Source organism: Enterobacter cloacae complex sp. HYC042_NIDB (genome assembly GCF_056673315.1).
On the sequence record NZ_CP109650.1, the window covers coordinates 1,712,523 to 1,734,993 of the forward strand.

General features: G+C 48.0%; 24 protein-coding genes and 5 pseudogenes. 15 read left to right on the forward strand and 14 right to left on the reverse strand.

Features of this window, described 5'->3' with window-relative positions:
* Positions 1–23: 23 nt before the first annotated feature.
* Both ybjG and OKF39_RS08130 read right to left on the reverse strand, forming a co-directional pair.
* Positions 24–632: an undecaprenyl-diphosphate phosphatase gene (gene ybjG / locus OKF39_RS08125; RefSeq protein ID WP_063942869.1), complete on the reverse strand. Its 609-nt coding sequence runs from the start codon at positions 630–632 to the stop codon at positions 24–26.
* Between the two features lie 7 nt (positions 633–639).
* A complete protein-coding gene (locus OKF39_RS08130) occupies positions 640–1,368 on the reverse strand; it encodes a phosphatase PAP2 family protein (RefSeq protein WP_063942870.1) in 729 nt (242 codons plus the stop codon).
* A gap of 168 nt (positions 1,369–1,536) precedes the next feature.
* On the opposite strand from OKF39_RS08130, the gene OKF39_RS08135 reads away from it, so the two are divergent.
* Positions 1,537–2,769, forward strand: a complete 1,233-nt coding sequence (locus tag OKF39_RS08135; RefSeq protein WP_047362755.1) for an MFS transporter — start codon at positions 1,537–1,539, stop codon at positions 2,767–2,769.
* 67 nt (positions 2,770–2,836) lie between these two features.
* Here OKF39_RS08135 and OKF39_RS08140 read toward each other — a convergent pair whose 3' ends face one another.
* Entirely contained in the window at positions 2,837–3,649 is an 813-nt protein-coding gene (locus tag OKF39_RS08140; protein ID WP_059355492.1) for a Cof-type HAD-IIB family hydrolase, read from the reverse strand.
* Complete coding sequence (locus tag OKF39_RS08145; RefSeq protein WP_041910681.1) at positions 3,639–4,853, reverse strand: MFS transporter; 1,215 nt, start codon at positions 4,851–4,853, stop codon at positions 3,639–3,641. The genes OKF39_RS08140 and OKF39_RS08145 overlap by 11 nt, the downstream gene beginning before the upstream one ends.
* A gap of 81 nt (positions 4,854–4,934) precedes the next feature.
* Between OKF39_RS08145 and OKF39_RS08150 the strand changes: the two genes are divergently transcribed.
* The gene (locus tag OKF39_RS08150) at positions 4,935–5,486 is read left to right on the forward strand and encodes a TetR/AcrR family transcriptional regulator (RefSeq protein ID WP_479983660.1); all 552 of its coding nucleotides are present in this window, start codon (positions 4,935–4,937) and stop codon (positions 5,484–5,486) included.
* A 21-nt stretch (positions 5,487–5,507) separates the two neighbouring features.
* On the opposite strand, the gene arsC is transcribed toward OKF39_RS08150, so the two are convergent.
* From arsC to OKF39_RS08165, 3 genes are read right to left on the reverse strand one after another with little or no spacing between them, the layout of a single operon-like run.
* A complete protein-coding gene (arsC, locus tag OKF39_RS08155) occupies positions 5,508–5,939 on the reverse strand; it encodes a glutaredoxin-dependent arsenate reductase (RefSeq protein WP_028012493.1) in 432 nt (143 codons plus the stop codon).
* A 12-nt stretch (positions 5,940–5,951) separates the two neighbouring features.
* Positions 5,952–7,241, reverse strand: a complete 1,290-nt coding sequence (locus tag OKF39_RS08160; RefSeq protein ID WP_182035379.1) for an arsenic transporter — start codon at positions 7,239–7,241, stop codon at positions 5,952–5,954.
* 40 nt (positions 7,242–7,281) lie between these two features.
* The gene (locus OKF39_RS08165) at positions 7,282–7,602 is read right to left on the reverse strand and encodes a metalloregulator ArsR/SmtB family transcription factor (protein WP_252051442.1); all 321 of its coding nucleotides are present in this window, start codon (positions 7,600–7,602) and stop codon (positions 7,282–7,284) included.
* A gap of 27 nt (positions 7,603–7,629) precedes the next feature.
* On the opposite strand from OKF39_RS08165, the gene OKF39_RS08170 reads away from it, so the two are divergent.
* Together OKF39_RS08170 and OKF39_RS08175 are read left to right on the forward strand one after the other, a co-directional pair.
* The gene (locus OKF39_RS08170) at positions 7,630–7,860 is read left to right on the forward strand and encodes a hypothetical protein (RefSeq protein WP_479983661.1); all 231 of its coding nucleotides are present in this window, start codon (positions 7,630–7,632) and stop codon (positions 7,858–7,860) included.
* A 128-nt stretch (positions 7,861–7,988) separates the two neighbouring features.
* Complete coding sequence (locus OKF39_RS08175; protein WP_248036685.1) at positions 7,989–8,396, forward strand: hypothetical protein; 408 nt, start codon at positions 7,989–7,991, stop codon at positions 8,394–8,396.
* Position 8,397: 1 nt separating this feature from the next.
* Here the strand turns inward: OKF39_RS08175 and OKF39_RS08180 are convergent.
* From OKF39_RS08180 to OKF39_RS08190, 3 genes and pseudogenes are all read right to left on the reverse strand, one after another.
* A pseudogene (locus OKF39_RS08180) lies at positions 8,398–9,413 on the reverse strand (phage integrase).
* Positions 9,414–9,485: 72 nt separating this feature from the next.
* Positions 9,486–10,673 carry a hypothetical protein gene (locus OKF39_RS08185; protein WP_252051440.1) on the reverse strand — a complete coding sequence of 396 codons (1,188 nt, stop codon included), beginning with the start codon at positions 10,671–10,673 and terminating at the stop codon, positions 9,486–9,488.
* A gap of 9 nt (positions 10,674–10,682) precedes the next feature.
* On the reverse strand, positions 10,683–11,246 hold the full coding sequence (locus OKF39_RS08190) for a phage repressor protein CI (RefSeq protein WP_473711655.1): 564 nt from the start codon (positions 11,244–11,246) through the stop codon (positions 10,683–10,685).
* Between the two features lie 417 nt (positions 11,247–11,663).
* Here OKF39_RS08190 and OKF39_RS08195 point away from each other — a divergent pair.
* The 6 genes and pseudogenes from OKF39_RS08195 to OKF39_RS08220 all read left to right on the forward strand — a co-directional run.
* A pseudogene (locus OKF39_RS08195) lies at positions 11,664–11,851 on the forward strand (hypothetical protein).
* A 169-nt stretch (positions 11,852–12,020) separates the two neighbouring features.
* Positions 12,021–13,181 carry a hypothetical protein gene (locus OKF39_RS08200; RefSeq protein WP_479983662.1) on the forward strand — a complete coding sequence of 387 codons (1,161 nt, stop codon included), beginning with the start codon at positions 12,021–12,023 and terminating at the stop codon, positions 13,179–13,181.
* 278 nt (positions 13,182–13,459) lie between these two features.
* Positions 13,460–14,614, forward strand: a complete 1,155-nt coding sequence (locus tag OKF39_RS08205; RefSeq protein ID WP_248036676.1) for an RES family NAD+ phosphorylase — start codon at positions 13,460–13,462, stop codon at positions 14,612–14,614.
* 116 nt (positions 14,615–14,730) lie between these two features.
* Positions 14,731–14,955, forward strand: a pseudogene (locus OKF39_RS08210) (phage tail protein); the annotation flags it as partial.
* Positions 14,952–16,054, forward strand: a pseudogene (locus OKF39_RS08215) (phage late control D family protein). The pseudogenes OKF39_RS08210 and OKF39_RS08215, both read left to right, overlap by 4 nt.
* 67 nt (positions 16,055–16,121) lie before the next feature.
* Positions 16,122–16,259: pseudogene (locus OKF39_RS08220) on the forward strand (ogr/Delta-like zinc finger family protein); the annotation flags it as partial.
* A 104-nt stretch (positions 16,260–16,363) separates the two neighbouring features.
* On the opposite strand, the gene OKF39_RS08225 reads toward OKF39_RS08220, so the two are convergent.
* The 4 genes from OKF39_RS08225 to OKF39_RS08240 all read right to left on the reverse strand — a co-directional run bounded on the left by OKF39_RS08225 (position 16,364) and on the right by OKF39_RS08240 (position 20,515).
* Positions 16,364–16,963 carry a GIY-YIG nuclease family protein gene (locus OKF39_RS08225; protein ID WP_479983663.1) on the reverse strand — a complete coding sequence of 200 codons (600 nt, stop codon included), beginning with the start codon at positions 16,961–16,963 and terminating at the stop codon, positions 16,364–16,366.
* Between the two features lie 264 nt (positions 16,964–17,227).
* Positions 17,228–18,280 carry a phage integrase gene (locus OKF39_RS08230; RefSeq protein WP_447628407.1) on the reverse strand — a complete coding sequence of 351 codons (1,053 nt, stop codon included), beginning with the start codon at positions 18,278–18,280 and terminating at the stop codon, positions 17,228–17,230.
* Between the two features lie 74 nt (positions 18,281–18,354).
* Entirely contained in the window at positions 18,355–19,941 is a 1,587-nt protein-coding gene (locus OKF39_RS08235; RefSeq protein ID WP_447628406.1) for a tetratricopeptide repeat protein, read from the reverse strand.
* A 16-nt stretch (positions 19,942–19,957) separates the two neighbouring features.
* Complete coding sequence (locus OKF39_RS08240; RefSeq protein ID WP_447628404.1) at positions 19,958–20,515, reverse strand: phage repressor protein CI; 558 nt, start codon at positions 20,513–20,515, stop codon at positions 19,958–19,960.
* A gap of 143 nt (positions 20,516–20,658) precedes the next feature.
* Between OKF39_RS08240 and OKF39_RS08245 the strand changes: the two genes are divergently transcribed.
* From OKF39_RS08245 to OKF39_RS08265, 5 genes are read left to right on the forward strand one after another with little or no spacing between them, the layout of a single operon-like run.
* A complete protein-coding gene (locus OKF39_RS08245; protein WP_155009353.1) occupies positions 20,659–20,880 on the forward strand; it encodes a regulator in 222 nt (73 codons plus the stop codon).
* A 32-nt stretch (positions 20,881–20,912) separates the two neighbouring features.
* Positions 20,913–21,416, forward strand: a complete 504-nt coding sequence (locus OKF39_RS08250; protein ID WP_447628403.1) for a phage regulatory CII family protein — start codon at positions 20,913–20,915, stop codon at positions 21,414–21,416.
* Between the two features lie 9 nt (positions 21,417–21,425).
* Positions 21,426–21,620, forward strand: a complete 195-nt coding sequence (locus tag OKF39_RS08255; protein ID WP_447628402.1) for a phage filamentation protein Fil family protein — start codon at positions 21,426–21,428, stop codon at positions 21,618–21,620.
* Positions 21,610–22,038, forward strand: coding sequence for a hypothetical protein (locus OKF39_RS08260; RefSeq protein WP_045142904.1), 429 nt, complete (start codon positions 21,610–21,612; stop codon positions 22,036–22,038). Before OKF39_RS08255 ends, OKF39_RS08260 begins: the two co-directional genes overlap by 11 nt.
* Entirely contained in the window at positions 22,038–22,439 is a 402-nt protein-coding gene (locus OKF39_RS08265) for a hypothetical protein (protein WP_447628401.1), read from the forward strand. Before OKF39_RS08260 ends, OKF39_RS08265 begins: the two co-directional genes overlap by 1 nt.
* Positions 22,440–22,471: the final 32 nt, after the last annotated feature.

Consider the following 22,471-nt stretch of genomic DNA (forward strand, 5'->3'; position numbering starts at 1 on the left):
CAGTGTAACCTGTCCGGTTGGGGTTAGTCACGTATCCAGCCCTTGCGGATCGGGATGGCAAAAATGGCGCGATAGAGGGTGGAGAGACCACGATAGAGTGCCTCACCGATGAGGCTCCACAGGATAGCCGCGCTCACGCAGCCAATCAGCCCCACCAGGAAACCGCCCACCATATCCAGCGGCCAGTGGACGCCAAGATAGACGCGCGACCAGGCGATAGCCACAGCGGCCACCATCAGCACCGCACCCGACCACAGGCGATGCCAGAACAGGAAAGCCAGCGCGAAGGTGAAGATCACCGTACCGTGATCGCTCGGGAAAGAGTCATCCGGCGCGTGGTGCAGGAAGGTGTAGCCAATGTGATCGACAAAAGGACGATCGTGCGGGAACGCGTGGCCGAGAAGATAGCTGACCAGCACGCTTACCCCGAGCGCCATCGCGACTTTGATCACCAGCTGGCGCTGAGCCTTAACCTGGCTGCGCGGCCCCCACAGCCAGAGAATGGCAGCCAGCGCAGGCACGATGCTGATAAGGTCTTTCGCCAGAAAGGTGGCAAAATCAATCATCCACTCTGGCGAGGCCGGGGTGGCGTTGATCAGATAAAACAGCTGATAATTCAGATTCTCTAGCATAGCGTAATCACTCTTTTGCAAACCGGGTGGAAACCAGCCCGTAGACCGCCACCTGGGAAAACCAGACCCACCACCCGGCCCACAGGTTGTGAGAGAAAAAATGTGCCCCGCGCATCACCTGGCCGAAGCCCATCGCCAGACCCAGAACCGCGCCAAGGACCACAAAGCTCCAGGCGAGACGCGGACGCTCGCGCCAGAAGGCAAAAAACAGCCCCATCACCATAAAGCCGCTGGAAGAATGGCCACCCGGGAAGCAGCGGCCCGGGCCGCTGTCTGCCGGAACGGCGCTGAACAGGGGGTAAGACACGGCCTTACCGCCATATTCCACCAGATCCCACGGGCAGCTGTGGTGGCTGATGCTTTTCAGCACGCCAACCACCAGCGCGCCAAGCCCCATCAGCAGCGCGGCTGTGACAAGCCTTGCGTTACGTTTGTAAGCGCCGTAAAGCAGCGCCCCGGCGCCTAAGGCAATCGCAATGTACTTCGCCAGACGATGGTTCAGCAGATCCAGCAGGTGGTCTTTCTGCAGCGGGAAAGTCTGTGTCGCCGCGTCATACCAAAAACCGGTGATCCATCTGTCGAGCGCTTCATGGCGCGATAGCCACGTAAACACCACGGCAAGCGCTACTAGCACCAAAAGCTGATAACCATAAAAGCGGGACGATAAGCGGTAAAGTTGTTTTGTCTTATTAGTCTGTAAGTTAGACAATTCTGAACGGCTGGAAGTGAGTGCCATAATTAGGGATCAGTGACGAGTAATCGCGCTATCATAAATCTGTCAACTTAAGGAAACCTTAAACGAAGACGATATGTGCTTTATTTCTGTTTCTCCTCGATAAATCACTATCTCGGATTACGGCATTTCATTAAACTCGTCGCGATTTTGTCATTATAAAGAGATTGCATGTTAAACCGTTCTTCTTCTGGTTCACGTCTGGGTCGTCAGGCGTTGCTTTTCCCTCTGTGTCTGGTGCTCTACGAATTCTCTACCTATATCGGCAACGATATGATCCAGCCCGGTATGCTGGCCGTTGTGGAGCAGTACAACGCGGGAATCGAGTGGGTGCCGACCTCCATGACCGCCTATCTGGCTGGCGGCATGTTTTTGCAGTGGCTGTTAGGCCCGCTGTCGGATCGTATTGGCCGCCGTCCGGTGATGCTGACGGGCGTGGTGTGGTTTATCGTTACCTGCCTCGCCACGCTGCTGGCGCAAAACATTGAACAATTTACCCTGTTGCGTTTCCTGCAGGGGGTGAGCCTGTGTTTTATCGGTGCCGTGGGGTATGCCGCCATCCAGGAGTCGTTTGAGGAGGCGGTGTGTATCAAAATTACCGCGCTGATGGCTAACGTGGCGCTGATCGCCCCCTTACTCGGGCCGCTGGTGGGGGCCGCGTGGGTGCACGTTGCGCCGTGGGAAGGGATGTTTGTGCTCTTTGCTGTTCTCGCCGCCATCGCGTTCTTCGGCCTGCACCGCGCGATGCCAGAAACGGCTACCCGTCTGGGCGAAAAACTCTCGTTGAAAGAGCTGGGCCGGGATTACAAAGCAGTGTTGCAAAATGGCCGCTTTGTGGCGGGGGCGCTGGCGACCGGATTCGTTAGCCTGCCTCTGCTGGCGTGGATCGCGCAGTCACCGGTTATTATCATCAGCGGTGAAAAGCTCAGCAGCTACGAGTACGGCCTGCTGCAGGTGCCGATCTTTGGCGCGTTGATTATCGGTAACCTGGTGCTGGCCCGTCTGACGTCTCGCCGCACCGTGCGTTCACTGATTATCATGGGCGGCTGGCCGATTGCGGCAGGGCTGATTCTGGCTGCGGTAGCGACCGTCGCGTCATCCCACGCCTACCTGTGGATGACGGCGGGGCTGAGCATTTATGCCTTCGGAATTGGCGTGGCGAACGCTGGCCTGGTGCGCCTGACCCTGTTTGCGAGCGAGATGAGTAAAGGTACGGTCTCTGCGGCGATGGGCATGCTGCAGATGCTGATTTTTACCGTCGGTATCGAGGTGAGCAAGCACGCTTACGCGCTGGGCGGCAACGGGTTGTTCAGCCTGTTTAACCTCGCCAACGGCGCGCTGTGGGTTGGCCTGATGGTGGTGTTCCTGAAGGACAAACGCGTCGGAAACGCCCTGCAACCATAATCTTTTTTCCCTCTCCCCATTGGGGAGAGGGCCTGGGTGAGGGGCGAGGCCGCCAGACCGCACGCGGTCAATTAAACGGTGCCTCCCCGTTCAACACCTTCTCAATCACGTTTAAAACGCCTTCCTCGTTATTATGCGGTGCTTCAAAGCGCGCCTCCGCTTTAATATGCGGTTTGGCATTTGCCATCGCAAAGCTGAACCCGGACTGACGCAGCATCTCCACGTCGTTGCCGCTGTCACCAAATGCCACCACTTCGCTGTCCTCGATGCCCCAGCGCGTTTGCAGGATCCGCAGGCCGTTGGCTTTATGCACGCCGGGGATAATCAGGTCAATGCTGCCGTGACCGGTGGTGACGGGCACCATAATGTCACTTAGCTTTTCATGCAGCAGCGCCTGAATGCGCGGAATTTCGTCATCGGAAACGTTGAGCCCGAACTTGAAGAAGATGTCGTTCAGGCTGTTGAAATCCTGCACCCTTTCGAGACGGTGATAATATTTTGACGCGATATCAATGAAGGCATCGTCATAGGCTTTAAGCGTGTAGGCGCTGCCTTTCCCGCAGGCGATAATCTCAATGCCGGGAACATCGTTTAAGACGGTGGCCACGGTGCTGAAATGCGCTTTTGTCAGCTCGCCGTTGAACACATCTTCCCCGGCATCGACCACCCAGCCGCCGTTTTCGGCAACAAAGGCAATTTCATGCGCGATCTCCGGGAAGAAGGAGATCAGCTGGTAATACTGGTTGCCGCTGGCGACCACAAAGCGAATGCCTTGCTCCTTCATGCGCGCATACTGCGCCAGAAAGCGCGGGCGGTTATAGGTCTTGGCATCACTCAGGAATGTGCCATCCATGTCGACGGCGATCAGTTTAACGCTCATATCCCTTCTCCATTGACGTTTGTTCCGTTTCCGGCTTTGCCACCGCGCGCGCCACCAGCGCCGCGATAATCACCAACCCTAACACCACCAGCATGGCGCTGCGCAACCCGTAGTGCTCACCGAGGAAACCGAGCAGCGGCGGCCCGACCAGGAAGGCGAGGTAGCCTGTGGTCGCCACAACGCTGACGCGGGTCGGGGCATCCGGGCCGGTGTCGCTGGCGGCCGAAATAGTCAGCGGGAAGCCGAGCGACGCGCCCAGACCCCAGAGGATCACCGAGACCCCGGCAATCCAGTCCACGTCCACAAAGACGATCATCGCGATACCCAGGCCGCCGAGCAGGGCGCTGGCGCGCACTACCGCCACGCGGCTGTAGCGGTCGATAAACCAGCCGCCGGTGAAGCGCCCGACGGTCATCCCCAGCGTAAACCCGGCGTAAATCAGCGAGCCGGAGGTCGGACTAAAGCCGTGGCCGTCCACCATCAGCAGCGGCAGCCAGTCGTTGGCAGAACCTTCCGCGAAGGCCATCGCCAGCACCACCACGCCGATGAGCATCAGCTGGAAATCGCGGTAGAAGGGCAGCCCTTTTTCCGTCGAATGCTGTTCTTCAGCGGAATTCTTGCCGGTACCGTTCGGGATCGCCCGAATGCCGGTCAGGATCGGAATGATGCATACCAGCGCCGCCAGCAGGATATGCAGATTCGCGCTCATGCCAAAGGCCGTCAGCGCCATCCCGACGCCCGCGCCGGCGAGCGTACCGAGGCTATAAAAGCCGTGCATCATGGGCAGCACGGTTTTGTTCATCTCGCGCTCGACCGCCGCCCCTTCAACGTTAATCGCAACCTCTGCCGAGCCGAAGCTGCCGCCAAATACCGTCAGCCCCAGGGCAAACAGCACCGGCGAAGCAAACCACAGCGCGACGCTTAGCACGATCATCCCAATTACCGCGAAGCACATGGTGGTGCGGATCACCGCCCGCGTGCCAAAGCGCTTTACCAGCCACGCGGAGCAGAGAATGCCGCTCATGGAGCCTATCGACAGGCCGAACAGCACGATGCCCATCTCCGCGGTGGAGACGGACAAAATGTCGCGAATGGCGGGCGTACGTGTGGCCCAGGAGGCCATCAGCAGACCGGGAATAAAGAAGAACATAAACAATGCCCACATGCGTAGTCGCAGGGCGTTGCGGGAAGAGGTCAGCGTCATTGGGGTAGCACCAGAAGTACAACAGTAGCGACAACACTAGCAAGTTTGTGTACATTTGTACACAAACCAGGTGAGGGATTTATGAGCAGACCACCGAACGATCCGCATCGACGTGAAAAAATTCTCCAGGCGACGCTGGACACCATTGCCGAACACGGTATTCACGCCGTCACGCACCGCAAAATCGCCACCTGCGCGGGCGTGCCGCTGGGGTCGATGACCTACTATTTCGACGGCATGGAGCCGCTGCTGGAGGAGGCCTTCACGTGGTTTACCCGGCAGATGTCGCAGCAGTACCGGGATTTCTTCGCGGGCGTCACCGGGCCGGATATGGCGTGTGAATCCATTACCACCCTGATCCACAGCTCGCAGGTGACCACGCCGCACAACATGGCGCTGATGTATCAGCTTTACGCCTTTATGCACCGAAGCGCGGCGCTCAAAACGGTGATGCAGGACTGGATGAAAATGAGCCAGACCACGCTGGAGCAGTGGTTCGACCCGGTCACCACCCGCGCGCTAGACGCGTTTATCGAAGGGATGACGCTGCACTATGTGACTGACCGAGAGCCATTAAGCCGGGAGGAAATTCGGGCGATGGTGGGGAGAATTGCGGGCGAGGGGAACCCTTAGGCATCACTCGCCCTGCCTGTTTTACCTGTGTTCGATTTTTTTCCCGCTGGCGTCCACGACGGCTTCGCCATCCTCTTTCGTAAACGCACCTTTCTGCGCGTTCGGCAGAATGTCGAGGACAACTTCAGACGGGCGGCACAGGCGGGTGCCCAGCGGCGTGACCACAATCGGACGGTTAATCAGAATCGGGTATTGCAGCATAAAGTCGATAAGCTGGTCGTCGGTGAAGATACCTTCGGCCAGGCCGAGCTGTTCATAGGGCTCCACGTTTTTGCGCAGCAGATCCCGCACCGAAATCCCCATATCGGCAATCAGGGTGGTCAGCTTATCGCGCGACGGCGGGGTTTCCAGATAGAGAATAATCTCTGGCTCCGTACCGCTGTTGCGGATCATCTCCAGCGTATTGCGCGAGGTGCCGCAGGCTGGGTTGTGGTAAATGGTGATGTGGCTCATATCAGTGGCTCATTACAGTGTGAAGGAGAGACGTAGCGCCAGCGCGGCGAGCGTCACAAACAGGACCGGCAGCGTCATGATGATGCCCGTCCGGAAATAGTAGCCCCAGGTTATCGTCATGTTTTTCTGCGCCAGCACGTGGAGCCAGAGCAGGGTGGCGAGGCTGCCGATAGGCGTGATTTTCGGCCCCAGATCGCAGCCAATCACGTTGGCGTAAATCATCGCGTCCTTGAGCAATCCCGTCGCCATGCTGCCCTCAATGGAGAGCGCGCCAATCAGCACCGTGGGCATATTGTTCATTATGGATGACAGAAACGCGGTGATGAACCCGGTCCCCAGCGTGGTGGCCCACAGTCCGTGTCCGGCCAGGCTATTCAGCACGCCAGTAAGATAATCCGTCAGCCCGGCATTGCGCAGGCCATACACCACCAGATACATCCCGAGCGAGAAAATAACAATTTGCCACGGAGCGCCGCGCAGCACTTTTCCGGTGTTTATTGTATGTCCCCGTTTTGCGACAGCGAATAAAATCAGCGCGCCGACGGTGGCGATGGCGCTGACCGGAATGCCGAGAGGTTCAAGCACAAAGAAGCCAACGAGCAGAAGCAGCAGCACGATCCAGCCCGTTCTGAACGTCGGGAGATCGTGAATGGCCCGCGCGGGCTCCTGAAGTTTCGCCAGGTCATATTCCGGGGGAATCTCCTTGCGGAAGAAAAGATGCAGCATCACCAGCGTTGCGACAATCGCGGCGATATCAACGGGGATCATCACCGAGGCGTATTCGCTGAACCCCAGCTTAAAGAAGTCTGCCGACACGATGTTGACCAGGTTGGAGACAATCAGCGGCAGGCTGGCGGTATCGGCGATAAAACCTGCCGCCATCACAAACGCCAGCGTGGCCTGCTTGCTGAACCCCAGCGCCAGCAGCATGGCGATGACGATAGGCGTCAGGATCAGCGCCGCGCCGTCATTGGCAAACAGCGCCGCCACGGCCGCACCCAGCAGCACGATATAAGTAAACAGCAATCGCCCGCGACCGTTTCCCCAGCGGGCAACGTGCAGCGCCGCCCATTCGAAAAAGCCGGACTCATCCAGCAGCAGGCTGATAATGATGACGGCGATAAACGTCGCCGTGGCGTTCCAGACGATATTCCAGACCACAGGTATATCGTTAATGTGAATTACCCCGCTGGCCAGCGCCAGCACGGCGCCAATGGTCGCGCTCCAGCCGATACTGAGCCCTTTGGGCTGCCAGATGACCAGTACCAGCGTAAACAGAAAAATTGCCCCTGCCAGAAACATCGCTTACTCCGTTATATCTGATTTTATGAATATGTTTTGATTAGCATGAGCCCGGGAGTCGGTTTTTCAGCTTCATGCGCGTCTCTTCCCGCAGGCAGTTCCAGCTGGTGTCGATAACGGCTGCCGCCCATGCCGGCATGTTGGGAGAGAGACGGTAATGGATCCATTTGCCCTCGCGACGATCGATAACCAGCCCGGACTCGCGCAGCAAGGCCATGTGGCGGGAGACTTTCGGCTGCGGTTCGCTGGTGGCGGAGCAGAGATCGCAGACACACAGCTCGCCCGCTTCACGGAGCAGCATGACGATGGCGAGCCGCGTTTCGTCGGAGAGGGTTTTGAAGAGGTGGAGTGGGTGGAGCATGGGAGTTCCTGAGGTTTAAAAGTTTATATGCGTTTAATCATATATGTTTTGGTTGCTGCAGAGAAGCAGAGAAGCAGAGAAGCAGAGAAGCAGAGAAGCAGAGAAGCAGAGAAGCAGAGAAGCAGAGAAGCAGAGAAGCAGAGAAGCAGAGAAGCAGAGGTGAGAGGTACGGGAATTTCAGGCAACAAAAAAACCAATTATAAACGGGCTTGTGAAAATAATTATTTCATGATAATCAATAAGTTAGATTGGTTGTAAGGGGTGGCGATTACGGGGCAATGCCAACCTCTGCCGCCACTTTGTCGCCACTTGGCATTTGTTACTTAGCCATTGCTTTCGGTGAAGTTTATAATGGCTCTCCTATTACAGGGCTACTGGAATGAGCCATGAAACTCTTTATTGCCTCAATACTGATGCTATTTTCCTCCCGCAAGGGGTTTGAATGGTTCGTCAGGAAACTTTTCCCAGATGAGTATCTTGTCCCTAGCTTCATCGAATCCTCATGTCACTTAAGAAAAAAACTACGTTCCGCTGCAAAATTTAATTTCTTGTTTTTCGCCGCTGCAATGGTTGTGATTTGGTCGTTATGGCGGTTCGAATTTTCAATGATGAACACCATTAAAGCAGCCTCAGCATACATTGCGCTGACAGTCACTATCGGAAGAGGCGGTTGGAGCTTGCAAACTTGGGATGGAAGTACCCTCCCCGAGAGAATCGACCAGCTAATCTACAAGATGGCTCAGTATGTTAACGTACTGATTCTATTGGTAACAATTTACTACCCTACAAAATAATTCATGTAACCATTATAGCTTTTGGGTTGAAACGCAGTGCTGTTTCCAAGTGATCCGGGGACAGGTGAGCATAGCGCATGGTCATTTTTTATGTCGTGGTGCCCCAGGATTTTTTGCGGGGCAAGTATGTTTCCGCCGGACATCATAAAATGTGCTGCGAACGTATGGCGTAGAACGTGGGTAAGCTGTCCGCGCGGCAGTATGATAGAGGACTTATCCATCACAGGTAAAAACTGGAAATAACAGTCGGTAAAGAACCTGAAGCCGTCAAGGGCAATGATTTCCGCATACAGCTCTTTGCTGATCGGAATGCTATGGTTCTTTTTGTCTTTTGTCCTGACAAACGTAATTCGGTACTTAGTGACCTGAGATCGTGTGAGGTTTACAGCTTCACGCCAGCGTACCCCGGTGCTCAGACAGATTTTAACGACCAGTGCGAGCAGGGGACTTTGGCGGTTGCAGTCGTACAAAAGCTCAGTAATTTGTTCATGCGTGAGCCAGGCCATCTCCTTTTCTGCGATGGTGAATTTGCGCATTTTCTCCAGCGGGTTCGGCGCTGTCCATTCACCTAGCCGGGCCAGCTCGCTAAAAACGCCGCTAAGGTAGCTTTGCTCAAGGTTGATAATTACCGGGCTGGCACCCTTCTTCCACTTGTCGCTAAAGTAATTTCACCCGTTAAGCGTTTATTACGGTAATGCGCGAACAATTTTGAACTGAGATCTGTAGCGAGAGGGTTTCTGAGTGCATCGACCATCAAGAGCAGTTTGTCGTAAACATGCTCGCCAGCAGTCAGGGATTTGCCGTGCACTTTGAACCAGAGTTCAACCACATCTTTCAGAGTCCGACGGTCTACCAATTCTTCCAGCCAGGGCTTGGCCTCTGCCTCATTCATCGTATGGTGCTCAAATGCCAGCGCTTCCGCTTTGGTGGAGAATTGCTTACGCACATGACGCCCACTACGTCCGGTGGGGTAGCATTCGCAATCCATTTTCCTGTGTCGAGTTTTCGTACTGTCATAAAAAAGACCTCATGTCTGAGGACTACATTTACTGTATTTTTGAACAGTGGTTAATGTATGTTTTTCAAGCATTAAACAATGCGAGAAGAATTTAAGGCTCTGAACTGGAATTTATCCTTAAGTTTTTCTTCAAGTTTATAAAATGTTGTGAAATGATAATCATCCATCAAAGTTTCATGAATATTTTCAATTTTCTTCGTTAGGGATAAGCCATTATTAACTTTATAATCGTAGGTTAATGCTTCTAATAGTTGCCATGAAATAGGCGTAGTCATTAAAAAACCATTAGATAAGACTGAGCAGTATTTATTATTTTGCATTTCTTCAAAGTCGGATTTTGGGGGTATTATTATGTTTACCCCTAGGTTGGCATTCGTATTTTTAACTGATTTTGTTGAAAGATATGCTATGCCTGATATGTTGTTTAATCTTTCTGAGGCAATTTTTTGCATCAGTAGGTTAGGAATAATATATTCTTGATTGAATGCCCCAGATTCATTGTTTTTTATATAACTACATGATGCAACTAAAGGCCAGAGAATTAGATGGGATAATAATATGTTATTTATATCATCATCGTTTTTATATTCATCATTCAACGCATTAAGAAATCTATAATCTGCCAAAGTATTTAAGTTATAAGCAAAGTTTAGAATGTTTAACTCTTTAGCTGCAGAGGTTGCATATAATGCTGAAACGTATAGTTTATCAAAATCAGGTTTGCCTACCTCTTGCCAGCATATATATAATGATGTCCCTAAATATAAACATGGCAAACCTGCAACAGAATAGCGCTGGGTTTGTACCAAATGTCTCATGTTAAAGGGGATGTGAAAAATATCCTCTCTGTATTCTAATGGTCTACTACTAGCCCTTACGCGGTATAGCGGTCTTTCTGGCCTGGCCCATTCACCAAGAGGTTTAGATATAAAGTTAAAACAATCGATTACTTCTTGTCTATCAAGCATATCGCTGAAAATATTGTATGCTCTACGTACATCGCCTGTTAAAAAAGCCTGCATAACCTCTAATAATGCATTGCATAATTCACATACTAAAGTGCGATTGTTTTTTAAGTTTTGTGATAAAGGGCCGTAACCTTCACACTCAAGAATAAATTTTTGATATTTCTCGAATGTCTTTACAAGGTCGCGATAAAGACTTCCCTGATATTGATTTGAATCTCTTAAAATGCTACTGCGTCGAACTTGTCCGATGATTTTTTTTATTTCATGTTTATCAAAGTATGAGTTTTCCATCAGTCTACCCTAGTATGATGAATTTTTTAATTTAACTTGGTCAATAAAGTTAAGCTCTGCTATGGCGCATTCAAATGCACCATTCGATGAATGGACTTGAACTTGCTGATTAGGAAGTATTGTGATTTCTTTTAATGAGACAGGCTGGTCGATTTCAATAAGCCAAAGCCGATCCCTAATATCAGAGTTGCTTTTATCACATAAAAATAAATTTTCTTTTCCTTTAACTAATATGGGATTTACAAGTGCTTTTGAGAACATTGTAGGATCAAATAACTTCCAGCCGACGCTGCGTAAATCGGCGTCCTCAAGTCTTGAGAGCTCGATGTTCATATGGTTGACATTTTGCGAACTTTCTTTTATTCCGTGCCCCTTCATCAACCATTCAAGCGAGATACCCGTTTCAAGTGCACATTGAATCCCCCATTCTGCAGGCAATGAATCACGCATGTAGCGTGTTGCTAGTGTGCTCTTTGAAAGTCCTAAATGATCACATAAAGCTTGCCTTGTCTTGAAACTATAGGCTTCAACCATACGCTCTATGGCTCCACTGCCGCCTTTTTCCAAATTCATGGTCACTCCAGGGGGACTTTTACCTTGACGATTTCATGATGTGATCGTGTGTTTATCGTGTTCACAAAATACAAGCGATCAGTATTCATCCTGACTAATCATTGCTAAACGAGGAATGTTGCATTATGAGACCTAAGATTTCAATTAATCTCATCACTCCCCATGTCACGATCGAAAGATATAGTGAGTTCAGCGGGTAACGTCTTTTCTACCGCAACCAGCGCCTGCAGGAAGATGACAAATGGCGGCATTGGTATTCCTGAGCAGCTTCCAGGGCAGGTGGTTATTGCATTCTCTCAGAGGTATATCATTGAAAGCAAAAAAGCATTTTACATCCGGGAATTTCTTCTATGCTGTATGTATTAACAGTGGATATATACGCAGTTTATTTATCCGGCTGTATCGATAGGAGGGAAGATGCAGGACTATTTTTGGAGTCGTTGAAGCTCCAGCGCATTGATTTTTTTATCAAGCTTGTAGTGGCTTGTGAGTGTGACGACGAAGAAAAGCGGCTGGCTATCCAGTGGGTTTCTGAGTTAACGGATGAGCTGATGGCGAAGATTCGTGCTCATGAATACAACCGCTTGATGGAACTTCCCGGTTAGCAGCAGGAACGTTGCTGGCGTGAGAACTTGATTTTAGCGTCAGTAACGTCAACTAGGGATTGAAATAGAAAGCTCTTGTAAACAGTAGTAAATTGCCTATTATCTACGCTGTATTTAATCAATTTCATTGGCTTTATACCCGTAGTGATATTGAAAGGTGGTGTGGGGAATGGATCTGGCTAAAGTTGAAGAGCGCGTCCGAAGAGTCATAGGGACAATGGAGTCTGCCAAGCGTGATGAATATTTTTGGGGTAAGCGCTCGGGTTTGGGAGACTCATTACCTCCTTATTATCTCGTTTATTTTCTTTTGGTAGATTTACTGAAATTTAAAAATCGTGGGATTGATGAGAAGATTTCTTTTTCTATCCCAGTCCGGATTGATGGGGTTGTCGTAATTATAGAACATCGTAAACTTGGTTTAGATATAATTATCAAGAGTGAGGATGATATAGAGCAAGCTAGAACTGTTTTGAGACATATTTGCGCAGGGGTTAAAGCTGCTACGAAATTTTTTGACTCGCTTGCAGACAATGCTGCAAAGACTTCAAATCTAAATGTTAATAACAATGCTAATTCCCTATATGATAGGTTTTGCTATTTTTTAGGTCTGTATAAACTGAAGCTTGATGAAGCTGCTGCTGGCCAAGAGTCTAAACTGGAAGTTGATAGTGAGTTTAATTCTCATAATTTTTTCACCCTGTTACAATCCTCTTTTGAACAATCAAATAAGGTAATTGAACTTCGAAGAGAGGCTATGTGGTTAGCAATGTCTGCAATTGAGTCATTTTTCAATTGGACCGAGCATGTTTTCATTCTTATTGCAATCTTAAAAGGTGAGATAAGAAATGGGAATGATGTGGCTGATAAAGTTGGAAAAGAATGGGGGGAGAAATTCAAATTAGCCATTGATATTAACTCTTCCAGTCTAAAATCATTCTATGATCGTTTACTTAAACTCAGAAAACAGGTGCGTAATTTTGTAGCCCATGGTGCCTTTGGTAAGGATGGGCAAGCATTGGAATTTCACTCAAGTGTAGGGGCTGTGCCACTATTACTGCCGCATCGAGAAAATAAAGAACGTTTCAAGTTTGGAAATGGTGTGCATTTTTTGGCACCTGAAGCTATGCAATTAATTACCGATTTCCTTGAAGGTTTGTGGCAGGGAGACCTATCCCCAGCAAAAATTTATATTGAATCTGGATGTCCTTTAATACTATCTTACGTAATTAATGGAACCTATGCGGAGGCGATGAAATCAGAAAGGGATATGGATTTATTTGTTAATTACTTAACTCGTGAGTTGGACAATGCCGCAAACATGGATTGGTAAACTCTTGGTATGGGTTGCAACCACACAAAAAATCTTCCTGAGCTAGGTGTTATCCCAATCCAAGGCTGTGCCAGGAAAACTTCATATGGCGCATGAGATCGCATGATAGTTTGGAGTTCTTTTTCGCTGATGCCCGAAGGAACTGGGGGGCTCTTACATATGTCATGCAGGCGCATGAAAACCACTGCATAAAGCGGATAGACGTGGCGGGGATACGATTGCGCGCGCAGTCCTAAACGGCAATAATGAGTATCTAAGAGGTGATTAAGGGGATAACAATGTTTATTTGCGAAAGTCATATTATCGAATCAAATGTTAAAAACTTAATGCGTTTACAAAACATTCATGGTACTTGCGCTTTTTGTGGTTCAGATCATATTTGTTTAAATACTGAATCACTTGAAGTACATAACTTGCTGAAGGCTATAGTGAGATATAATTATGATGAAGTTGATTATAATACTCATTTTGGTGGTGATAATTTCACGGGTTTTCTATTGGCTGATGATTTCATCTTTGCTAAGGATATACAGACGCAAGATGATGCTTTTGGAGACCTTGATGGCGAATTGTGGGGTATGGGTTTTTATGTAGATAATGAAATTAATCTCTTTGCAGGATATGGAGATGATGGGATGTATAACATGCCATATATGTCTATTAAGAATTCACATCAGCCATTTTTAGAGTCGTTATCGAAAAAGCTTTCAGAAAGAAACTATCACGATTTTGAAGATGAGTTAAGTAGTATTATCAACAGCTATGATAATAACTTCGCTAAGACTATTGAGGGTAGCTCAGTAGTTTATAGGGCAAGAGTTGGAACTGCTGGCTATAAAGTCGCCATTCAAGAGTTCAGCCGTGAAGGAAAGAAAATATTTGTTCCATTTAAAGATAAGGAAATAGGAGCGGTGCCTCCATTAAAAGCAACGTCTGGCAGGGCCAATAGAGTAGGGGTGTCATATCTTTATTGTGCGACAGATAGCTATACCGCGATTGCGGAAGTTAGACCGCATCCAACTGATGTTGTTTCAATTGGAACCTTTAGAGTTGCAAGGGCATTAAAGGTATTCGATTTTTCGCATCCGAATTTCTTAGGGTTCACTGAGGACGATGACAGTCTGTTAGCTATGGTTCCATATGCTAAAATGGCGGGTATTTTTAATACTGCAACCCCACCTTCATTGGAAGGGAGATATAGTGTGTCACAACTCATATCCGATTGTATAAGAAAGGAAGGGTACGATGGTATTCAGTTTTCAAGTACAGTCGGTGAAGGCAAAAATTTGGTTGTTTTTAATCCTTCGGATATGGAGTTTATAGAGGGGACGTCTAAAGTAATTGAAATTGATAGAGTTCAATATACTTACGAGGAAAAACAAGTTGTTGGAATGAATGACCAATGGGAAATTTATTATGAAGAAGTTGAGTAAATGAGGATGGCCCCACTGAAATTGGTTTGCATTTTCACGGGGCTGATTCCTAATTTCAAGCGAAATTATATGTTTTGAATGTGATTAAATCCTCACCTAGCCAATCATTAAATTCCTCAATCTACGGCATGTTTGTGATCGAGAGTCTGAGCCAGACCAAAACGGAGTTTTTCGAAAGTGGGATGCCGCGGCGAATTGAATTCATGCTGACCCTTAAACGGATAGATTAGTCGTTGTCTGATATGTTCGCCAGCCTGAGCGATCAGCTCAGCAACCTGCAGGACACGGCGGCCTCGGCGATTGGCAAGGTGAAAAATATGGCGGGAGGGCTTCTGTCATGAATCTGAACAGCGCTCTGCCGGACCTGAAAAGCAAAAGCCCGGACTTCAGCATCACACTATCGAAGGCAAAGACGTGACGACGGTGATGGACGCGCGCCTGATGAGTCTGACGCTGACGGATAACCGGGGCTTTGAAGCGGACCTGCTCGATCTGGAGTTGGATTACGCGGACGGGATGATTGTGCTGCCGCGTCGAGGGGCAGTGATCCACCTCGCGCTGGGCTGGAAAGGACGGCCGCTGTTCCCGAAAGGAGGCTTTACCGTGGATGAGATTGAGCACTCCGCAGCGCCTGACCGGCTGACCATACGCGCCCGCAGCGCGGATTTTCGGGAAACCCTGAACACCCGGCGTGAAAAGTCCTAGCACCAGACCGCTGTGGGCGAGGTGGTGAAAGAGATTGCCGTCCGCCACAACCTGAAACTGGCGGTGGGCAAAGACCTGACGGACAAAGCGCTGGATCACCTGGACCAGACCAACGAGAGCGATGCGAGTTTTCTGATGAAACTGGCGCGCCAGTGCGGGGCTATTGCTTAAGTGAAGGACGGGCATCTGCTGTTTATCCGCCAGGGGCAGGGGAGAACGGCCACCGGTAAACCGTTGCCGGTTATCACCATCAGCTGTAAAGCTGGAGATGGACACCGGTTCACCCTGGCGGATCGTGGAGCCTACACTGGCGTTATTGCCAGCTGGTTGCATACGCGGGAGCCTAAGAAGAAAGAGACCACGCAGGTGAAGCGTCGCCGCAAGAAAACTGCTGCGCCCAAAGAGCCGGAAGCGAGGCAGGGTGATTATCTGGTGGGAACCGATGAAAATGTGCTGGTTCTCAACTGGACCTATGCCAACCGCGCTAATGCTGAGCGTGCCGCAAAAACGCAGTGGGAGCGTCTGCAGCGCGGTGTGGCGTCTTTCTCTCTGCAGCTCGCAGAAGGCCGGGCAGATCTCTACACCGAAATGCCAGTGAAGGTTAGCGGCTTTAAGCAGCCGATTGATGATGCGGAGTGGACCATCACGACGCTGACTCACACCGTCAGCCCGGATAACGGGTTTACGACCAGTCTGGATCTCGAAGTGAAAATAGATGAGTTCGAAATTGAATGATTAGTTCCAAACTGAGAATAATGATATCGCATTATTGCGAACTGGTTAAGGGTGAGGGCTGAACGAAATGATGAATTGTCCGATGTGCGGTCAGGCCGCGCATACCCGCAGTAGCTTTCAGGTTTCCAGCGAAACCAAAGAACGATACAACCAGTGCACAAATATTGAGTGCGGGCACACTTTCGTGACACATGAGACATTTGTGTGATCCGTGTGCTGTCCGCAAAAAATTAGCGCCGCGCCGCCTCATCCGAAAGGATTGCAGGAACAACTAGCTTACTGATCAAAGACCATAGGCGTAGTTTTTTATCACTGCGCTATTAGTCTTCTTCTGAAACCCCTTTCATCAGCAATCTCCATCAATCTTGCCTCCGCAGCAGCCTGACTACGCATTCCTGAAAGCGTCATTTTAAAGCCATGAGCATTTCCCTGAATGTTTAGTGGTAAGGAAAGCGATGCAATCAGCATATCCTCAAGTTCCCAGGGCGCTTCGACAGGATGCCAGTGAACTTTGGCATTCTTTTCCATCCAGGCGTCAAGCCACTGCTCGCCAGGATGAGTAAATGTCATTCTGGACCCAGAACCCACACGCCGCAGGGGAAAGCCACTTACACCACTCAATAACACACCCAGCGTGCGCCTAAGTGTTGATCCAGCTGCATTGCCGCTGTAATGCGTTTTGATTCGTTTCCTTAAGTTCGAACGGCTGCTAGGTTTCCCTCTCTGGTCGGGCGAAATACCAACGTATAGCAGCGTGTAGCCGTCTGAGGTGATGCAGCCCTCTGTCGGCACACCTGGAGGGATCTCCTTAAACCACCAGAAGTAGACGCCATTTACTGGCGGAACTGGCGATGGCTTGCTCATTACTTCTGTTCTGCTGTAGGTTTTGTCGGGATAAAAATCGAACATGCGGCTTTCCTTGCTGACGTTTTTCCTGATTTTATTCTTTTGCTGTCAGGGAGCGATAGTTTTATGAGGCCTGGAAGGAGAAAGTAATGGGATAGGGTTTTTTGTCCGGAGCTTACGCCCAACATCAGAAAGCGTGGCTGTAAGCGATTGATTCTGCTAGTGGGGGAATTTCAGGCAACAAAAAAACCATTTATGTAAATGGGTTAGTAAAAACAAGGGCTTGTAATTTAATCAATCAGTTAGGTAAGTGAGAAGGAGTGGTGATTACGGAGAAATGCCAATAGCTGCCGCCACTTTGTCGCCATTTGGAAGCGTAGCCAAGGGATTAAAACGCAGGGCCGTTTCAAGGTGGTCAGGGGCCAAGTGAGCGTAGCGCATGGTCATCTTTATATCGTGGTGGCCCAAGATTTTCTGAAGGGCGAGTATGTTTCCTCCGGACATCATGAAGTGTGCAGCAAAAGTATGGCGTAGAACGTGTGTTAACTGCCCTCGAGGGAGAACAATGGAAGTTTTTTCCATGACTGACAGAAATTGGAAATAACAGTCTGTAAAAAACTTAAAACCGTCGAGAGCAATGATTTCGTTATACAGCTCTTTGCTTATTGGAATGCTACGATTTTTTTTGCCTTTGGTTCTAACGAATGTGATCCGATATTTGGTGACCTGAGAGCGTGTCAGGTTCACAGCCTCACGCCAGCGAGCTCCTGTGCTCAAGCAGATTTTAACAACCAATGCAAGCAGAGGGCATTGCCGATAACAGTCGTGCAAAAGTTCAGTGATTTGCTCATGAGTTAGCCAAGCCATTTCCTTTTCTGCGATTGTGAACTTACGCATATTCTCAAGTGGATTTGGCGCAGCCCATTCACCGAGTCGGGTAAGCTCACTAAAAACACCACTTAGATAGCTCTGCTCGAGGTTTATTGTTACCGGGCTGGCTCCTTTTTTCCACTTCTCGCTAAAGTAGATTTCGCCAGTTAGGCGCTTATCTCTGTAGTGAGCGAACCTTTTAGAAGTGAGATCTGTAGCGAGTGGATTTCCTAGAGCATCAACTATCAAGAGAAGCTTGTCATAAACATGCTTGCCAGCTGAAAGAGATTTACCGTGTAGTTTGTACCAGAGTTCAACTATGTCTTTTAGAGTCCTGCGATCTATCGATTCACTTAGCCAAGGCTTCAGTTCAGCCTCTGCCATAGCATGCCTTTCAAAAGCCAGAGCCTCACCTTTTGTGGAGAACTGCTTACGCACACGTCTCCCGCTACGCCCTGCGGGGTAGCATTCACAAATCCATTTACCTGAGATAAGTTTCCGCACAGTCATAAAAATGTCCTCCTCCATCAGTAGGACATTTTTACTGGATATGCATACAGTGTCAATGTATGTTAATTACCAACTCAAACATTGTCATTTTTCTTGAGTATTATTTTTAAGTCACTGTCAGACTCTGTTGCTGATATAATTATATGAGACTGTTTCTCATCATAATATCCAACGCAGTGAGCGGTTATCGTTTTATCGCCACCACCTAATAGAGTTTGCGATTGCAACGGTGATGAAATGTAGAGTCCTTTTAAGGTTGTATTGCTAATTGAGCCGTAAAATTTTATATCTTTGATTGGATCTTGCCATGTAATGGCTATGCTTGTTTCTGTAATTGCGATCTTAACTTGTCTTTCTTTTTCATCGATCCAAAATTCATTTGTTGGAAATTGATTTGGTGAATTATATTTTCTACCAACATAGTTTCTAATGAATTTTTGTTTTTCATTGGATTTTGTTTTGTGTTTTTTCCATTTAATATGCTCTTCTTCAGTATCTTTTTTTATTTTAGCTAATAATTCATAGTTATTTTTATCGGGATTGGCAAATGTGATCGCTACTCTTGCAAGCTCTTCAGCTTCTTTTGCACATCCAGCTTCCAATAATTTATAGCCAATGTTCGAGTATGATATTGAACTGTTTAAATCTTTAGCTTTTCTATAATAATCACACGCTATGATTTTTAGTTCTAATTTATTGGCTGCAACTCCTAGATTGTTAATTACAGCATCGTTTTTCGGAGCGAGATTTTCAAGGTGAGAATAATTAGAAATAGCCAATGAATCCAAAAAGTTCAACTGACTTGATTCATAGGCTGCAGAAAAGAGAGTGCTTTCGTTTGAAGGCTTAAACTCTAGTGCCTTATCGAGACACAGGGCATAATTAATTTTGTCATCTTTCGCTTTCTCAATTTCAGCTAGCTGAAGATAAGCAAGGAAAAGTTCATCTTCGAATTTTTCTATTTCATTGCCGGAAAGAGTTCTAATTAGTTGTATAATTTCACTTTCCCCCTTGTCTATATCAAGGTTTAATAAGTAGATTTTTGAAAGTGAAATTATGTACGCTGAATTTATTTTCAAGTCATCGGTTTCAGATATTATTGTTTTTAAAAAACTAATTGCTTTAGAGTATTGAAGCGTAAGATTAAGACAATATATGTATGAGTTTACATATTCTTTTTTAATATTTGGCTCTTTGGACTGTTTTATGTTCAGTAACAAATCATCCAGTATGCTTTCATCTTTTGTTGTTTGGAATAAAACATATGAAAAAAAAGCATGTTCGGCATCATAATTAATAGTGTCCTTGTGCTCTCGGACGAATATTTCAAACTCAGCTTTTGCCTCTTGGATCTTGTTGTCTTTTAACAAGTCGCTTACAGATAAGTACCAGTAAGTTTTCTCTATCTCTTTTTCTTTAGTAATGGGAGGCGGATCTAGTTTCCCATTCTCATCATTAACTTCATTGTTTATAAGTGGATTGTCTGTGTTTGTTTCAAAAGAAAAACCATCAACACCTAGCTTAACTTTTTTTGCGGAATTTAATGTGTTTATAAATTCTTTTATTTGTTTGCGAAATAAAACAATAATTAAAATTAACAAGAAAGGCCATAAGGCATATTTCAATGCTGTATCTACAAGCGAATAGGTTTCTGGTTTCATTATTGATTGCCTTTTTTCATATAAAGGTTTTTTTTATGATGGCGGTGAAGTTCAGATCATCGATTGGACAGTCAAAAGTTATTTCGCCTTTTGTTACGCGAATGTTATTGTTAGGGATGCGAGAAACAGTTCGAATACTGTATTTACCATCTATGCTAATAAGCCATTGTCCATCTGCTATTTCATTGAATGATTTATCAGCAACATATAAGTTATTATCTTCTTCCAAAATAATTGGAGAAGTTATGTTTAGAGGTAATATAGTTTTATCAAAATAAACAGTTCCGGAATCTAGTAAATTTCCATCAATTACTTTTTCCTTTTTTAGCCTCAGAATATCCGTTTTCCCAATATCGAACATTGGCCCTTTCCCTTCAACTAACCAAGCTAGAGATGCGCCTGTTTGCAGGGCACATGTAATCACCCAGTCAGATGGAAAAATATCCCTCATATATCTTGTGGCCAAAGTGCTTTTTGATACCCCAAGATGATCAGCTAGAGCCTGTCTTGTATGAAAACCATATGCTTCTACCAACCTTTCTATGGCTTTACGCCCGCCACTATTAAAATCCATTGATTCCCCTTGGAGTCTGATTTTTCTTGACTGATTCCAAAAGCGATCGTAACCTCGCACTTGATGGTTCCATTTGGAATCTTCACCCGATAACACTCGTTAACCTTGCTCACCACAAGCTGGCCAACATGGAATCATGCATCATGAACCAACACATTTCAATCTCAATCGCAACTCCTCATGTGACCATTGAACGCTATAGCGAACTTACTGGGCTGTCTGTAGAAACCATAAATGACATGCTGGCTGATGGACGCCTAATAAGACATCGTCTTCGCAAAGATAAAAAGCGTGAAAAAGTAATGATTAACATCGCTGCAATGACTGTCGACGCGCTCTCAAATAGCAACGTAGTTATCTCTTAGTTCGATTTTGGAATCTTTAGGGGGCGGTTACTATGTTTGATTACCAAACTTCCAAACATGCACATTTTGATGCAGCTTGCCGAGCGTTTGCGCTTTCTCACAATCTTGAAGATGTGGCCACTGCCGTTGGTATGCGTCCGCAGATCCTGCGCAATAAGTTGAATCCAGTTCAACCGCATCGTCTGACCTGTGACGAGCTATTGGCTATTACCGATTACACCGAAGATGCACGTTTACTGGATGGGATGCTAGGGCAGATTAACTGCCTCCCGTCCGTTCCTATCAATAACGCCAGTGAAGCCAACATGCAGTTTTGCGCGTTGAGTGCCACCGCCAATGTGGGGGCAATCGCTGGGGAAGCTGTATCAACTGAGCGCATGACAGCAGCACGCCGCACACAAATTCTCGATCGTGCTCGTGATGCTATCCGTTCTCTTTCCGTCCTGGCTTACACCGTTGAAAGCCGCCTCCAGTCTGCGCCGGTTCTTGCTGCTGCCGTCGATATCGTGACTACCAGCGCCAGCAGCATGATGTGAGGGATAAGTATGAAAGCGTTCGTCACCTATCTGAAAAAAGAATCTCCGGCAATGCAGCTCGCCAGCGGGTCAACCGGATGGCTTGAGCTGCCAAATGGCCAGCGCTGGAACCCTGGGCATCAGTACAAATTTAATGCCCGCTCGTCTCGTCGTCCGCGGTGGTTTCGTTTCTTCGGGATTATCAGGGGGGGTTATGGCCATTAGCTCAAAGCAACAGGAGATCGGCCTTAAGTGGCTGGGGAATATCCGCCGCAAATACTGGAGCGAGAAAAGCGAAGCCGCCGAATGGTGGGACAAATTAACACCAGAATGGCGCGGGGTTGTTTTGCATGCGGCCGCAGTTGCTTCCGGGATGGACGTTTTCAAAGCCCACCTGTGTAAATGCTGCTGGTCTGAGTTATTCGAACGCCTGGATTACCGGGCAATGATTCAGCTGCGCCAGGGCATATCCAGGGCGCGTTTGACGTTTGAAGGGTTCGGGAGTTTGAGCGATAGCGATTTTTCTAAGCGCAGCGCCAACCGCCAGGTGAAAAAGGCACATCCGATCCACAGCAGTAATGGCGTACAGATGATTATCGCGCCTCATATCGTTCATAAGATGCAACAGCAGGAGAATCATTAATGTCCACTATCTCTGTAAATGCTAAGGAGCTAGGGCAAGAGCTGGCTGTATGGGGGGTTCCTCATAATTATGCCGTTCTGTTTCTGGAGAAGAGCACAATCAAAAATGACCGTGTGGCTTTACACCCATTTTTCTTTAATGACACGGAGCACATGACAAACAAACGTCATTGGCTGGCCGTTAATGTTGCCTACTGGTGCTGCGTTTATCGTGAGGCTGAAAGCCAGTTGCAGCAGATTGAAGCGCTGGCCGGTATTCGTTCCATGTATTTCGTAGCAGGTTCATTGGGTGCGGGAGAAATCAAAGCGCTGATCCAGGAGTGGTGGCGTAATACCTACGAGCTGCACAAAGTGCCAGCGCCGAGCTACTCAGCCGCACCCCTTACCATCTCTTTCCACTAATTCACAGCTTGAATTTTTAGCCATCCCTGCGG

Coding starts and splice junctions, on each gene's coding strand:
- ybjG (WP_063942869.1), bottom strand. CDS start 632: ATGCTAGAGAATCTGAATTATCAGCTGTTTTATCTGATCAACGCCACC.
- OKF39_RS08130 (WP_063942870.1), bottom strand. CDS start 1,368: ATGGCACTCACTTCCAGCCGTTCAGAATTGTCTAACTTACAGACTAAT.
- OKF39_RS08135 (WP_047362755.1), top strand. CDS start 1,537: ATGTTAAACCGTTCTTCTTCTGGTTCACGTCTGGGTCGTCAGGCGTTG.
- OKF39_RS08140 (WP_059355492.1), bottom strand. CDS start 3,649: ATGAGCGTTAAACTGATCGCCGTCGACATGGATGGCACATTCCTGAGT.
- OKF39_RS08145 (WP_041910681.1), bottom strand. CDS start 4,853: ATGACGCTGACCTCTTCCCGCAACGCCCTGCGACTACGCATGTGGGCA.
- OKF39_RS08150 (WP_479983660.1), top strand. CDS start 4,935: ATGAGCAGACCACCGAACGATCCGCATCGACGTGAAAAAATTCTCCAG.
- arsC (WP_028012493.1), bottom strand. CDS start 5,939: ATGAGCCACATCACCATTTACCACAACCCAGCCTGCGGCACCTCGCGC.
- OKF39_RS08160 (WP_182035379.1), bottom strand. CDS start 7,241: ATGTTTCTGGCAGGGGCAATTTTTCTGTTTACGCTGGTACTGGTCATC.
- OKF39_RS08165 (WP_252051442.1), bottom strand. CDS start 7,602: ATGCTCCACCCACTCCACCTCTTCAAAACCCTCTCCGACGAAACGCGG.
- OKF39_RS08170 (WP_479983661.1), top strand. CDS start 7,630: ATGCGTTTAATCATATATGTTTTGGTTGCTGCAGAGAAGCAGAGAAGC.
- OKF39_RS08175 (WP_248036685.1), top strand. CDS start 7,989: ATGAAACTCTTTATTGCCTCAATACTGATGCTATTTTCCTCCCGCAAG.
- OKF39_RS08185 (WP_252051440.1), bottom strand. CDS start 10,673: ATGGAAAACTCATACTTTGATAAACATGAAATAAAAAAAATCATCGGA.
- OKF39_RS08190 (WP_473711655.1), bottom strand. CDS start 11,246: ATGAATTTGGAAAAAGGCGGCAGTGGAGCCATAGAGCGTATGGTTGAA.
- OKF39_RS08200 (WP_479983662.1), top strand. CDS start 12,021: ATGGATCTGGCTAAAGTTGAAGAGCGCGTCCGAAGAGTCATAGGGACA.
- OKF39_RS08205 (WP_248036676.1), top strand. CDS start 13,460: ATGTTTATTTGCGAAAGTCATATTATCGAATCAAATGTTAAAAACTTA.
- OKF39_RS08225 (WP_479983663.1), bottom strand. CDS start 16,963: ATGTTCGATTTTTATCCCGACAAAACCTACAGCAGAACAGAAGTAATG.
- OKF39_RS08230 (WP_447628407.1), bottom strand. CDS start 18,280: ATGACTGTGCGGAAACTTATCTCAGGTAAATGGATTTGTGAATGCTAC.
- OKF39_RS08235 (WP_447628406.1), bottom strand. CDS start 19,941: ATGAAACCAGAAACCTATTCGCTTGTAGATACAGCATTGAAATATGCC.
- OKF39_RS08240 (WP_447628404.1), bottom strand. CDS start 20,515: ATGGATTTTAATAGTGGCGGGCGTAAAGCCATAGAAAGGTTGGTAGAA.
- OKF39_RS08245 (WP_155009353.1), top strand. CDS start 20,659: ATGAACCAACACATTTCAATCTCAATCGCAACTCCTCATGTGACCATT.
- OKF39_RS08250 (WP_447628403.1), top strand. CDS start 20,913: ATGTTTGATTACCAAACTTCCAAACATGCACATTTTGATGCAGCTTGC.
- OKF39_RS08255 (WP_447628402.1), top strand. CDS start 21,426: ATGAAAGCGTTCGTCACCTATCTGAAAAAAGAATCTCCGGCAATGCAG.
- OKF39_RS08260 (WP_045142904.1), top strand. CDS start 21,610: ATGGCCATTAGCTCAAAGCAACAGGAGATCGGCCTTAAGTGGCTGGGG.
- OKF39_RS08265 (WP_447628401.1), top strand. CDS start 22,038: ATGTCCACTATCTCTGTAAATGCTAAGGAGCTAGGGCAAGAGCTGGCT.